Raw genomic sequence first — 14209 nt, 5'->3', positions numbered from 1 at the left:
AAATCACAGAAGTTTTAAGAATAATAATTTAAACGATACATAAATGTTTTAGTTTTCAATATTATTTCAGACGCTATTATCAGATTAATCACAAAAAAACCTGCTGAAAACTTTTCTCAGCAGGTTTCTTCAACACTTAATAAAAATTGAAATTATTTTTTGATTAATTGGACTACTTGTGTTCGACCATTAAAAACTATTTTCATCAAATACATTCCTTTTGTTAGATTAGGTGCTACTACAGCAATAGTATTTTCCTGAATATCAATCTGCTCATTTCCTAAAACTTTTTTACCCAAAATATCATACATTTCTACTTGTACCTCGTCAAGTTTTATATCTGCTGAGGGAAAAGAGACTTTCAAAGAATTTGTAAAAGGATTAGGCCAAGCTTTTACAAGACTTGGATTCGATGTATCAACTTCATCAACTCCGAGAGTTCGAGATGTAGGCTCTCCGATTAGCACTAATCCAAAAGTTGTTCCGAATGTAACCGTTCCATTAGAAACTGTTCCTAATGTCCCAGAAAAGTAATCCTGTAATTCTGTTCCATCAGTCCAAATCCCAAATACATCTAATACTCCAGTAAAATCATTATCATTACCAGTGTAAACAAGGGTTTCATCTTCAAACCCATTTTTATTATATTCTCTTTTAAATGTATATGGGCTATCCTGCAATTTAGTGTGTTTTCCTGCTCCTACAGAAACATGTTCTCTTCTGAACTTTCCGATTTTCTGAAAATGTACTAAGGTCTGAGATGCCAAAGAATTTGGATTATTCAATTCGTCAAAATTCATATTAGATCGTAATGTAGCATCTCCACTAGCACCACCTCCTGGAGTTAATGTTCTAGCGGTTTCATCTCCATAATAAATCTGTGCTGGTCCTGGTGTTAGTAATAGCTTAGTCCCTGCTTCAAAAGTTTTTTGTCGATTTCGATCAAACACTTGTTCCGTATCGTGATTCGTTAAAAAATTCATGGCACTTTTACCATCTCCTAGTTGATTTTGTAATAGATTATCGTATCTACTAAAGATGCTTTCTAAACCATCGTTTGCATTAAATCTAAACTCAAAGTTGATCAAATTGGCAAAACCATTATCGTAGTAATCCACATTAAAACCATCTCCTGTAAAATTTCTTCCCATAGTTGGAGCATTATAATTAAAAACTTCACCGGTCATCCAGAAATCAAGATCATCCAATTTTTTATCAGAATTATTACTCTTCCATTCTCTTAAAGCGATAACACCTTCAGTTTCTAGCTCTTTCCAAACAGCTTCTTCTACATGTTTTACTGTATCCACTCTAAATCCATCAACACCATATTTTCTAATGTAATCGGTTAGCCATTTGATAATATAATTTCTAGGAGATCTCGGCTTTCCTGTTCTTGTAAAAAAGTCGTTGAGTTCACTTTCCTGTAGCTCTTTTCGCCCTTCTTGACTCCATTTATCCAGTAACCATCCAGGTAAACTTACATTGTCATTAGAATCCGTTCTAATATCTGGTAGATTGTTCACCAATTCGCAAGGTATTGTACCTTCAGGGCCTTGAAAATTACAATCAGGATCTCTTCGTACCCACTCATTCGGCCAAGATTGATTCTGATCCGTACTTGTATCAGGTCCAACATGATTTAATACCACATCTAGTAATACTCTAATTCCGTGTTCATGAGCAGTATCTACAAAGGTTCCAAAAAGTACATTGGTTCCTAAATTTGCATCTATATTGGTCCAATCTTTTGCCCAATAGCCATGGAAACCATATCCCGCACCTGGAACAGATCCATAAATATTTTCGATAGGTGGCGTAATCCAAAGAGCATTTACTCCTAATTCATCAAAATACCCCTCTTCTATCTTATTGATCAATCCTTGAAGATCACCTCCTTCATAATTTCTTAAAGGAGGTCCATCTTGTGGTCTGCCATATGCAAAATCATTAGTAGTATCACCATTTTCGAAACGATCCGTAAGAACAAAGTACACCGTTGCGCTTTCCCAAACAAATGGTAAATTCTTATCAGCTTGTGAATAACCCCATTTTAATGTAGAAAGCATGGTCATTACCCCAATTAGTAAATTTTTTTTCATTGTGTGAATTTTTAATTTTAGTTTGTGTTTGATTTATGTATAAAGTCGAATTAGTTTAAATTTGAATCACATTTGGATACCTATATGGCTCCATTTAGGGAAACGCCTTTTTTATGAATCTATTAAATTGGATTTTTACGAAAACCTTTGATTGTTAATAAATTATCCTAAAATCATTAAAAAAAAGTAAATCATATATCATGAAATACCTTATTCGACTATTATTTATCGCTGTTGTTATCCTTGTTGCCGTTGGTTATTATTATAAAAATTCTGGAGATCACACTAATGGAGATAAATGGGTTGGAATCGGAATATTGGGTGCTACTTTTATTCTAATGCCTTTGTTTATCTATCATAGGTGGAAAAATAAAAAGGTAAAAGATTATATGTTAACTGAAGAAAATCTCAAAAAAATGAGAGATTTTAATAATGAAGAAAAATCTGACAAAAACTAAAATTATGCAAATGTTTACATTTTGATAACAAATTTTATTGTTTTAAAAGTTACCTTTATAACTCATATTATTATCTCATTACAATGGAAGGAACAGTAAAATTTTTCAATGAATCCAAAGGCTACGGGTTCATTACCAACGACGAAACAGGCAAAGACATCTTCGTGCACGCATCAGGATTAAATGGCGAAGCACTTAATGAAGGTGACAAAGTAGAGTACCAAGAAGAAGAAGGAAGAAAAGGAATTATAGCAGCTCAGGTTCGCGTAATTCACGACTAAGATAAAAATCTCTAAGTTTCACTGGCGCTATTTTATAGCGCTTTTTTTATTCACCAATATTATATTTTTCTTTAAACTTCTCGCTTTGATATATTAAAAATTCTAATATTTTTAGACTATCTTTTGACATAAGAATAAACTTTATTCCTGTTTCTTCATCCAAGAAATCTAGAAAATTATAAAACTCTGTTTCAGGAATTTTCAACTCATTAATAAAAAACTCTTCCCTATAAAAATCTAGGATATGGGTTTTTGAATCAATTTGTATTGATTTATTCTTAAAAACTCCGGAAATTAGATTGATTAACAACCCCAGGTCTATAGATACCCTTGCCTGACTATTACCACCTCCTAAAACCAAATTTTCTACTGGTGATTGTGCGTCATCTGGTCTGGTAACTCCCATTTGTTTGAGCTGTTTAGCATTCCATAAGGGAAGATTTTTTTCATAAGTTGGAATCTCATTAATATCCTTCTGTATATGTCCAGATAAAGAATACTGAGATATGTGCACTTCATCCAATTCATTAATTGCTGGCTCCAAAAAAATGCGCAAATTACCCGATTGTAAATCTTCTTCTGTGACAATATATTTTTTTAATTGAAATTGAACAGAAGAAAACACAATTGCGTCTCCTACACTTGCAAGTATTTTAAAATATCCTAATTCATCATTTATAGCACCTATTTCCTTGGTAAGATTTACAATATTTACGAATTCTAATTCCAATCCAGCTACAATGATCCTTCCTTTAAGCTCAGAAGACTTCTGACTAAAGCTTGAAAAAGTAATTAATAATAAAGAAACACAGGTAATTTTTTGCATTGGCTAAATAATATATGGTTGCATCTGTCTTTAATTTTTCAAGCTATTACTGCTATTAAAAATTTTACTTTGATTAATTAAATATTCGAGAATTGTTAATTTGTTTCCTGATGTAAGTATTTCCTTTGTTTCTGACTGCTGATTTATATAGTCAAGAAAATTGTATACTTCTGTTTGGGGTATTTTTAATTCGCTAACCAGAAAGTCACTATTATAAAAATCTGACACCTCTGGAATACGTATCTCTTTTGATTTTCGAGTATCTTTTTTCTTAAAAAGACTTGCAATCATTCTACCAACTGCAATGATATTAACTGGTGTTGCATCCATTTCATCAGTGATGACTGTATTTTTAACTGTTTTTGCTCCCTTTTCATGAATAAAAGGCGTTAGATCCAACACCTTAGCACTATATAGCGGTAAGATATCCTCGTATGTCTTTATTTTCTTTACATCTTCTTTAGATTCTCCCGTAAGATCATATTGTGAAACAGTAACCTCATCTAATTCGTTTACTTTGATTTCTAGTCGAATTGATAGGCTAGCCTCTTTTAGATCTTTTTTAGTTACAATATGCGTTTTTCGTTGATGCTGAACAGAAGAAAAAACAATCGTATCTCCTTTTGTAGCTTTTATCTGAAAAAAACCGGAACGATCGTTAATCGTTCCAATACCTTTAGTAACGTTTATAATGTTTATGGATTTAGATTGCAGCGTATCCGCTACTATTTTACCACGCAATATGTCTGCATCTTGAGAAAACCCAACAAAATTTAATAAAGAAATTACAAAATATAGTGCCTTTTGCATTCAAGTTGATTCTACAAAAAAGACGTAGATCTTCAGGCACAGTTGCAAATAGCATTTAACTATTCGAATATTAGAAAAGAATCGATACTTTATCTGTTTTATCTATTTTTAATTTTGCCATAATTTTAAGAAATGCCATAGCGGTAATAAATGCATCACCAGAGGCGGTATGTCTATCACTTTTAGAAATCTTTAAATCATCGCACAATTCATCTAAACTGTAATGCATGTGTTTTCGATGACTACGATATACCAAATGCTTCGTTTTACTAAAAAGAATACTTGTATCCAAAAACTTATTCTTTAATGCACCTAATCCGTGTCTCTGTAGAACCTTATTCATCATCATCTTATCAAAATTAGCATGATGTGCTATCAAAATAGAATTTCCAATATATTTAATAAACATCTCAATTGCCTCAGACTCTGATATGGCATCTAAATTATTGTTTTTTCGAATTCCATGAATCTCTACGGTATCTGAATTAAAAACATCCTGCTCTAAGTATAATTCCAATTGATCCGCTACATCAATGGAAGTGTTATTGATGGCGACAGCGCCAATAGACAAAACTCTATCATCTATATAATCAAAACCGGTAGTTTCTGTATCAAAAGCAATAAAGCGAGCTTTCTCAATCGGTAATTTTTGTTGTTTATTATCAAAAAGGGCAAGATAATCTACCCAGAAACCAGGAAATTCTTTATTATTTTTTCTCGACCATAAACCCATCTACATGAATGTTTTAAGCTGAAAACGAACTCTTAATACTTCTTGTATATCCCGTATAGGTCTAAAGCATCTTTTAAGTCTTAGTTTATCTCTTTTGCTAAGTGTACTTAACTTGATAAATCTGCCAGAGTCTTTATGCATTAATCCTTGACGGGTTCTAAACTTAAGCAACACCCTAAATGCTTTAGCACAACTCTCGAAAAGTTCTTTATTATTAGGTTCTAGTTCCGCAAGTTTTTCATACCGAAGTAATGTATTATTTACTCCTTTTAAATTATGATACAAGGTTAAAATTCGAGCACCATCAATGAGTACCATCATTGCCCTGATTTTGATATCAAAAGTATCCTTATGTTCTCCATTTTGCTCTACTAAAAACTGTTTAAAAAATCCTAAGGGGGATGGTTTTTGTAATGCACTAACTCCCAATAAAGCCAAAAATCTGTTACTTTTATTTACACCATCAAAAATGACATCTGATAACTGATTTGCCATATTCGAATCTCCATAAACCAACTGAAAATCAAAGAAAATAGATGATAATAATGTACTTTCTTCTGTAGGAGTTGTCATCCAGTCCCTAAATTGTGTTTCCCATTCTGAAACTGACATACACCATCTTGGATTACTTGCCATCATTTCTGCAGGACAATATTCAAAACCAATAGTATGCAAACTTTTAGTAACTTTTCTGGCTAGCTCTAAAAAGTACTCTTGAGTAGCTTCATGTTTCTCTTCACTAACATCTTCAAATACAATCGCATTATCCTGATCCGTTACTAATAACTGCTCTCTTCGCCCTTGGCTTCCTAATACCAAAAAACTAAATTTCACAGGTGCCGGTGAAGACATTTCTTTTAATGATAATTCTATGGTTCTTACTACCAACGCATCATTGATTTCAGAAATAAGATTTAATATATGTAGTGTTGGTATATCCTGCTCTAAATATGTTTTAAGTAACTTTTCTACTTGTTTTCTTATGTAACGAAGCCTTTCTATTTTCTTTACACGCTTAATTTCCTTTATCAATACCGAAGGATTATTCCCAAAAGACACTAACAAATCATGATTAGAAAAAACACCAACCAATTTTGTGTTGCGAGTTCCGTCTTTGGTAATACACAAGTGACTAATATTATTTTTGATCAATGCAATCTGAGCTTCGGCAACAGTAATTTTTTTAGAATATGTTTTTACAGGAGCGGTCATTATATCAGTAACTATAGATGTAGCGGGGAACAAACCTGTTGCCACTTTTGCTCTAAGGTTACTGTCAGTTATAATACCTAAAGGATATTTATTTTCGTCCACTACCACTATAGAGTTTGCCTTATGAAGATTCATCTGTAAGGCAATATCTTTTACAATGGCATTTGGTGAACAAGTAAGTGGTTTTTTTCGATAAGAAATAGTACGTAGTGTAGAAAGGTCTTTTGCTGTATCAATAGAGATTGTATTATCAATTCTGTTGCCTTTTGCCGTCTCTGTATAATAGTTCCTGGCATGTGCTGCAAACGTTTCTAACAAGAATTTATTTACCTCTTTATTTTCGTCAATAAAAGGTTTAAAAACCATAGATGGAATTGCATACACAATAGATTCTTCATCCGCCTTAGCAAACATTCTGTAATCTTTCTTTATAATCATAATACGAAGACCAAAAAGATCTCCAGAATCACATATATCAACTAAATCTTGCTCAGTATCTGCATTACGATATAATCCAATCGCCCCTTCTCTTACAATATAAAACTCATCATGACATTTTTCATCTTGCCTAAAAACATACTCGTCTTTTTCTAAATACAATACTCTGATTTGACTGGAAACCATAAGAAGCTCTTCCTTTTCTAACATACTAAAAGGAGGAAACTGTTTTAGAAAATCCTGAATCCGCTCTGCAATTGTATTTTTCACACGTTTAAATTTTAGTAATCATGCAATAATAAGCTAATTATAAAATTAAGAACGCGTGTAACCACTCCGTTCTCTCATTAAGAATTTTAAACATCATCTTTTGCAAAGTAATTTTTAAATTTCTTAATGTTCGTTTCATAGTTTTAAAACTGACATCAATTTAAATTACGTTTTTCAACAAAAAATCGTTTCAGTATATCGCCGCACTCTTCCTCAAGTATACCACCTGTCATTTTGGTTTTAGGATGTAGTTTTGTCCCCATGTTTATGCATCCACGTTGTTCGTCTCTGGCTCCATAAACAATTTTACCTATCTGAGACCAAAATAAGGCTCCTGCACACATTTGGCAAGGTTCAATAGTTACATACAATGTACATTCTTTAAGATATTTACCTCCTAAAAAATTAGCTGCTGCTGTAATTGCCTGCATTTCTGCATGAGCTGTAACGTCGTTTAATAGTTCGGTTAGATTATGCGCTCTTGCGATAACTCTATCAGCAACCACTACTACCGCTCCAATAGGTATTTCTCCTTTATCATAAGCTGCTTCAGCTTCCTGAAGTGCTTTTCTCATAAAATGTGAATCGTCATATGGGTCGAACATATATTATTGAATTTTAAGTAAAACTAATAAATATAATCCTTCTTATTTCCATTGAATAAAAGTTTATCTAGAACTATTCCATCAATTATTTTCAAAAACATTTCTAAGATCACATATTATTAGTCAACAAACTACCTCAGCCGTTATAAACTTAATTATAACAGCTCATTTCAAAATAGTACTTTTACAGTATGAAAGACACATTACTTTCACATATTGATTACCCTGAAGACCTTCGTAAACTTTCTGTGGATCAGCTACCTGATTTAGCAAAAGAGTTACGAGATTTTGTAATTAACATCGTAGCAACCAAGGAAGGTCATCTAGGAGCAAGTCTAGGTGTTGTAGAACTTACGATTGCTTTACATTATTGTTTTGACACACCGAATGATTTATTAGTCTGGGATGTGGGACATCAAGCATACCCGCATAAAATACTTACCGGCAGAAAAAAATCTTTTCATACCAACAGACAATTAAAAGGTATTAGCGGTTTCCCGAAACGTAGTGAAAGTGAATATGACACTTTTGGTGTTGGGCACTCTTCAACCTCTATTTCTGCTACCTTAGGTATGGCAATTGCTTCAAAATTAAACGGAGCGATTGAAAAACAACACATCGCTGTCATTGGTGACGCTTCTATTGCAAGTGGAATGGCTTTTGAAGGACTTAATCATGCAGGAGTTACAGATGCCAATATGCTGATCATACTTAATGATAATTCTATCGGAATTGATCCAAGTGTGGGTGCATTAAAAGAATATTTAACCAAGGCAAAAGTTGGCTACAAACCCAAAACCGATAATATTATCGAAGCATTGAATTTTGCATATTTCGGACCTATTGATGGGCATGATCTACCTAAACTTCTAGAGACTTTAGAAAAATTAAAGACAATAAAAGGACCGAAGCTTTTGCATATTATAACTACCAAAGGCAAAGGATTAAAACAAGCTGAAGAAAATCAGGTAACGTATCACGCCCCTGGAAAATTTGATGCAACTACAGGTGATTTACTTCCTAAAAAAGATACACAACAACCCCCTAAATTTCAGGATGTTTTTGGATATACAATTTTAGAATTAGCAAGAGAAAACAAAAAGATTATTGGTATCACTCCGGCTATGCCAACTGGAAGCTCATTAAAATATATGATGGAAGAAATGCCAGATAGAGCATTTGATGTAGGCATCGCCGAACAACACGCAGTTACACTAGCTGCAGGAATGGCCACCCAAGGATTAGTGCCATTTTGCACTATCTACTCTACTTTTTTACAACGTGCTTATGATCAATTGATCCACGATGTTGCTCTGCAAAATCTACCTGTTATCTTTTGTGTAGATCGCGCTGGGTTAGTTGGTGCTGATGGAGCAACACATCATGGCATTTTTGATATTTCATATCTAAACTGTATACCGAATATGCTTATAGCGGCTCCTGCTGATGAAATTGAATTAAGAAACCTTCTCTACACCGCTTCTTTGGGATTAGAACATCCTATTTCTATTAGATATCCACGAGGAAGAGGTACGATTACAGATTGGCAGGTACCTATGAAAGAAGTGCCTATTGGTAAAGGAAGGTCTCTCACTGAAGAAGCATCAGAAATTGCTACAATATCAACTGGTACCATTGGAACCAATGTTATTAATGCTTTACAATCTATTGAAGAAAAAATAAGTCATTATCATTTCTGTTTTATAAAACCTTTGGATTCAGATTTACTACATGAAATATTACAAAAACACAAAACCGTTATTACTGTTGAAGATGGTGCGATTAAGGGCGGTTTTGGAAATGCAATTATAGCTTTTGCTAATCAAAACAATTTTTCGACAAAAATTATTAATCTTGGAGTTCCTGATCAATTCATTCATCACGGAACAACACAAGAATTACAAGAAATATGTGGTATTTCAACTAAAGGAATCACCAACACTATCCTAAAATATATTTCATAAAAAAAGAGGCTGTCTTTACAAGACAACCTCTTTATATTAAATCATAAGAATACCTTACTGAATTACAATTTTAGAAGTTGAAATGGCAGTACCATTTTCTGCTTCTATCCTTAATAAATAGATTCCAGATCTAAGATTAGTTTCTATTCTATGTGTATTGGTAAGTATAGTTTCATCCTTATAAACTACTCTTCCTTTTATATCAAATATTGATATTGTACTATTTCCTACATTTTCGGCAACTCTAATATCAAAAGCTCCATCAGAAGGGTTTGGATAGATTTGGAATACACCTGCATTCACATCTCCAACACCTAAAGTGAAAGTGGTACAATCTAATTCAGATGTTGGTGGTAAATCAAAAGCCTCTGTCTGATCTGTTCTACTATTCGTAAAACCTTGATCCGCACTATAACCAACTCCTCTTTTTGCAAACACACTCCAAATAAGACATTTATTGTCTTCACTATTTGGAAGATTATCAGCAGCAGCAAGAATTGCATCTCTACCATCCACGAAACCTGGATTACAAGCTTGTAATTTTAAACCATCAATAACCAACTGCATTGCTAAATTATTTCCACCAGTTCCATTATATAAGTCCGGGTCAAATCCATCTCTATCAATAAGAGCCCACGTCATGTCCCATAAAATAGCTGCCCATACAGATCCAACTCCATGAGGTGCGGAAAACGAAGCTGTATTATTAGTATCAGCATAAGTAACTGGGTTTATTGTTGTATTTGTACTATAAGGGAAAGGTCTAATTCCTCCTCCATTAGTTGGTTGTCCTACAGCATAAGTCCCAATTCCTCTAATATCTTCAGCAGTATCTCCAGCTTCAATAGTCATCATCAATGCAAACCAATCAGACCAACCTTCTCCCATCTGCTCAGTAAATTGAATACAATTTCCTTCTGCATCCTCTTGGGCACACCTTACAAGACAATTAGAATTAAGTCGACCTCCTGCCAAACGCGTAGATATACCATGTCCATATTCATGAATTACAATACCATTATCAAAAGAACCATCTTCTGCGTTTAAATTAAGACCAACATTAGTAAGAGTAACATTAACCGTATTTGAAGCCATTTCTGTAATTATAGCTTCTCCCTCTGCTTGGTTAATACTATAGGCAGGAATGGTTATTAATGCATCTCCTCCACCTAATACAATATTACCAGCTTCATTATTCACAACGAGCACTGCAACTGCGCCAGCATTCTGACAAACTACCACTTTAGCACTAAAATTACAGCTTCCTCTTCTAACCACAGCTATTTTACCAGCCATTTCAGCAGTATTAGTTATTGCAGTACAAGCATCATTAGGATCTGGTGTAGCATTATTATCAATAGCTAGAACCAAGTCCGTTGTTATTCCATCAGGAAAAAGTGGTGCGTCAACATGACCAGGGTCGAAATTATTATCTAGCGCAGTATATTCTCCAGCTACGCCTGTATTATTTATAGTTAAAGTCGGAACATTTGGTTCTGGATTCCAAAGAAACATTTGCATGGTAGGATTGCTACCATCCGGCGGTGTTCCAAAATTAGCATTATTAACTCCTGATCCATCAATAGCTTGTGCAAAGACTTGATCAAAATCTGACCCTCCATTTCCATAGTTATTAAACTGAAAATTTCCTGAAGCTTCATCAAAACCATATTGATACCAAACATCATGAACTACATTATTAACATAAAATAAATTTGTTATTGATGCGTCTCTATTATCAGCTACGGTTGCACTACCATCATATACATAATCAAATATTAAATTTGCTCCACCATCTGGCATATAACCTACACCATCATTACCATCAAAATCTTCAGATGATATTACATTATTCCCTCTTGTAGTTGTAAAATCTGCACCAGCTACTCCGTTTGTATCGTGCCATCCAAATGGAGAAGCAGCTGTATTAGCCGGATTGGTTACCATTGTTCTGCTACCATGATTAGGACTCTCTACTGCTGGAACCTGAAACACATTGTATGTACCATCCATTATTAATGGTGAACTCTCAGACTTAGCACTAAAACCAAATGAATGTGCTTTATTATTATTTGTTTCTTTTTTAATAGAAGTATTGTGATCAAAAGTACACTTAGTCATCCAATTGATCTTACTAATCATTTCTCCACTGTTAGCATCAATTCTAACACTATACCAATTCTTACCATCCTTAGCGTGTATACTTAAATCCCAAGATAATATTAATTGATCATCTTTTAGTTCATATATTAACTCTACAGGAATTTCATCAACCGAGATATTAGACTTAGACACTGTAAATTTAGAACTACTAGACTTTTTTAAAATCGCTACGCTACTTACATCAGTAAGATTAAGCGCTACTGCAGCTTTTTGTACCGCACTCGTTACAGATAACTGTGCAGCTCTGGTATTAACCTTAGATTGTACATCATTAACAAGTTTACCAGAAAAATGTACAACTTTCCCATTTTTAATAGCAAAATTACCTACATTATTCTTAATGGGAATTCCATTGTATTTTTGCACCACATAAACATTCGTTAAGTTCATGCTTTTTGAAAAAGATTCTGACTGTATTTCAAGATCAAGAATATCTTTTTGATCCATTCCAGATGTGACTAAATAGTCTTTAATAATACTTACGTTATCCTGATTTTGGGCAAAACCAAGATGTACTCCAATTATAAAAATGAAGAGTTTAAAATAATTTTTATTCATAACAAAAAAAGTAATTAAATTTTTATGACAAAATATTTTTTTTTAAGAATTGACTAACCAAAATTCTCTTAAAAAAATACTAAATTTTAATCGCTAAAATATATAATTCCCTTTCAACTACCCACTTTTATTGAATATTTTTTGTTTATAAGGCCAAAAAGCCTTAAAAATTAACATATGTTCAACGAAATATACCTAAATCAAAAGAATCATCAACGCTCTTAATAATGACACTAGATCAATTAGTTATAGAAGATTAACTTATTATAGTCCTTTTTGTATTGAGTATCAACTGTATTATAGAATGTGTTTATAGGCCCAAATACCACTAAACCTTCTTCAAACTGATCACTTTTAGGATCAGAACACCCAACCGTCCTCAGACGCATTAGAGAAACAACCATTATTCTCAATTAGAAAGTTGTTATAAAAATAAAATACTAAATCTCTAATCCTTTGATTTTCTGAAATTTCAGTAATGCATTTCCATCCGTGAGACTGGCAACATAATTACTAATACTGATTAATCTGGTATACAGATTATCATTTTTATGATCGAAATTGTTTCCTTCGGCTTTTAGAATAAGCTTATCATAATTAGACGCTCGCTCATTATTAAAATTATCCGTTGCAGTACAATATCGATCCAATAAAGTAGCAAGAATCTCATATCCTGCGATCTCTTTCTCTACTACCTCTGAACTTTGATATATCTTATCTATACTAATTCGAATAATATCATCAATTTGAGCTTGATATTTACTTTTATCAATTAATGCCATATCAAAATTTCCTGATAATATTTCCTCTTCATACTGAACAAAAGTACGTGCAGCTTCTTGTATCAATGTATTAATGGCCAATGCTCTTAAATAACTCAGACGATCTGCGGTAGTGGCCAGACTATTATATTTTGCAGTATTAATCGTGTCTTTTACTAACTTAATAAGGTATTCTAAAGCATATTCTTCTTGTATCAATCCCAGGTTAATACCATCTTCAAAATCGATAATTGTATAACAAATATCATCTGCCGCTTCTACCAAAAACGTCAATGGATGTCGACTATAGGTAGTTTCATTTCCTATCTGATGTGCAAGTAAACCTACTTCCTGTGCTACTTCTTTAAAAAAAGAACTTTCATTCTGAAAATATCCAAATTTCTTATGTGCAATATGCGAAGTTGGCTTTTTAGGCAAGGATTCCTTTGGGTATTTCATAAAAGCACCTAGTGTAGCATAAGACAATCGCAATCCTCCTTCTATTCCTTGTCTGGACTCGGTTAAGATCTTAAATCCATTAGCATTTCCTTCAAAATCTATAAGGTCCTGATATTGCTTTGGAGTTAAAAACTCTTGATACTTCTTACCTTTTCCTGTAGCAAAATATTCTCCGATAGCTTTTTCTCCTGAATGTCCAAATGGAGGATTACCGATATCGTGTGACAGTGACGCTGCTGCGACGATGGCTCCAAAATCATTAAACTGGTATCCATGTATAGTGGAAAGATGCGGGTGTTTTTCTAAAATCTTTTTCCCCACTACTCTACCTAAGGAGCGCCCTACGACAGAAACTTCTAAACTATGTGTTAATCGGGTATGTACAAAGCTGGTTTTGGACAAAGGGATTACTTGTGTTTTATCCTGTAAACTTCTAAACGCCGAAGAAAATATGATTCTGTCATAATCTACTTCAAAACCTAATCGAGTTTCATCTTGTTCTTTACGTAATCTTTTATTCGTATCTCCTTGTCTTTTTAAAGATAGGAGCTGTTCCCAGTTCATCATAC

The 14209-nt window shown here is 33.4% G+C and carries 11 protein-coding genes; 3 read left to right on the top strand and 8 right to left on the bottom strand.

The genetic code is table 11. The features are described from left to right. Positions 1 to 152: 152 nt before the first annotated feature. Positions 153 to 2102 carry an alpha-amylase family glycosyl hydrolase gene (locus Q0910_RS25815; RefSeq protein ID WP_299223080.1) on the bottom strand — a complete coding sequence of 650 codons (1950 nt, stop codon included), beginning with the start codon at positions 2100 to 2102 and terminating at the stop codon, positions 153 to 155. A gap of 200 nt (positions 2103 to 2302) precedes the next feature. Between Q0910_RS25815 and Q0910_RS25810 the strand changes: the two genes are divergently transcribed. Beyond that, a complete protein-coding gene (locus Q0910_RS25810) occupies positions 2303 to 2560 on the top strand; it encodes a hypothetical protein (RefSeq protein WP_299223078.1) in 258 nt (85 codons plus the stop codon). Positions 2561 to 2643: 83 nt separating this feature from the next. Further along, positions 2644 to 2841, top strand: coding sequence for a cold-shock protein (locus Q0910_RS25805; protein WP_118459283.1), 198 nt, complete (start codon positions 2644 to 2646; stop codon positions 2839 to 2841). Positions 2842 to 2887: 46 nt separating this feature from the next. On the opposite strand, the gene Q0910_RS25800 is transcribed toward Q0910_RS25805, so the two are convergent. The 5 genes from Q0910_RS25800 to Q0910_RS25780 form a co-directional block, all read right to left on the bottom strand. Continuing rightward, the gene (locus Q0910_RS25800) at positions 2888 to 3667 is read right to left on the bottom strand and encodes a hypothetical protein (RefSeq protein ID WP_299223076.1); all 780 of its coding nucleotides are present in this window, start codon (positions 3665 to 3667) and stop codon (positions 2888 to 2890) included. 30 nt (positions 3668 to 3697) lie between these two features. Next, the gene (locus Q0910_RS25795) at positions 3698 to 4477 is read right to left on the bottom strand and encodes a hypothetical protein (RefSeq protein ID WP_299223074.1); all 780 of its coding nucleotides are present in this window, start codon (positions 4475 to 4477) and stop codon (positions 3698 to 3700) included. 70 nt (positions 4478 to 4547) lie between these two features. After that, on the bottom strand, positions 4548 to 5210 hold the full coding sequence (locus Q0910_RS25790) for a 3'-5' exonuclease (RefSeq protein ID WP_299223072.1): 663 nt from the start codon (positions 5208 to 5210) through the stop codon (positions 4548 to 4550). After that, a complete protein-coding gene (locus Q0910_RS25785; protein ID WP_299223070.1) occupies positions 5211 to 7130 on the bottom strand; it encodes a DUF294 nucleotidyltransferase-like domain-containing protein in 1920 nt (639 codons plus the stop codon). Between the two features lie 155 nt (positions 7131 to 7285). Continuing rightward, on the bottom strand, positions 7286 to 7735 hold the full coding sequence (locus Q0910_RS25780; RefSeq protein ID WP_118459288.1) for a nucleoside deaminase: 450 nt from the start codon (positions 7733 to 7735) through the stop codon (positions 7286 to 7288). A gap of 191 nt (positions 7736 to 7926) precedes the next feature. Between Q0910_RS25780 and Q0910_RS25775 the strand changes: the two genes are divergently transcribed. Then, a complete protein-coding gene (locus tag Q0910_RS25775; RefSeq protein ID WP_299223067.1) occupies positions 7927 to 9699 on the top strand; it encodes a 1-deoxy-D-xylulose-5-phosphate synthase in 1773 nt (590 codons plus the stop codon). A 54-nt stretch (positions 9700 to 9753) separates the two neighbouring features. Here the strand turns inward: Q0910_RS25775 and Q0910_RS25770 are convergent, their stop codons facing one another. Beyond that, complete coding sequence (locus Q0910_RS25770; protein ID WP_299223065.1) at positions 9754 to 12420, bottom strand: T9SS-dependent M36 family metallopeptidase; 2667 nt, start codon at positions 12418 to 12420, stop codon at positions 9754 to 9756. 440 nt (positions 12421 to 12860) lie between these two features. After that, positions 12861 to 14204 (bottom strand): deoxyguanosinetriphosphate triphosphohydrolase, encoded by a 1344-nt coding sequence (locus Q0910_RS25765; protein ID WP_299223195.1) that lies wholly within the window; start codon positions 14202 to 14204, stop codon positions 12861 to 12863. Between the last annotated feature and the right edge of the window lie 5 nt (positions 14205 to 14209).

The sequence above is a fragment of the uncultured Aquimarina sp. genome (genome assembly GCF_947495315.1).
In the GTDB taxonomy this organism is placed as follows: domain Bacteria; phylum Bacteroidota; class Bacteroidia; order Flavobacteriales; family Flavobacteriaceae; genus Aquimarina.
Note: the sequence above shows the minus strand (reverse complement) of the source record. Positions and strands in the feature narration are given on the sequence as shown.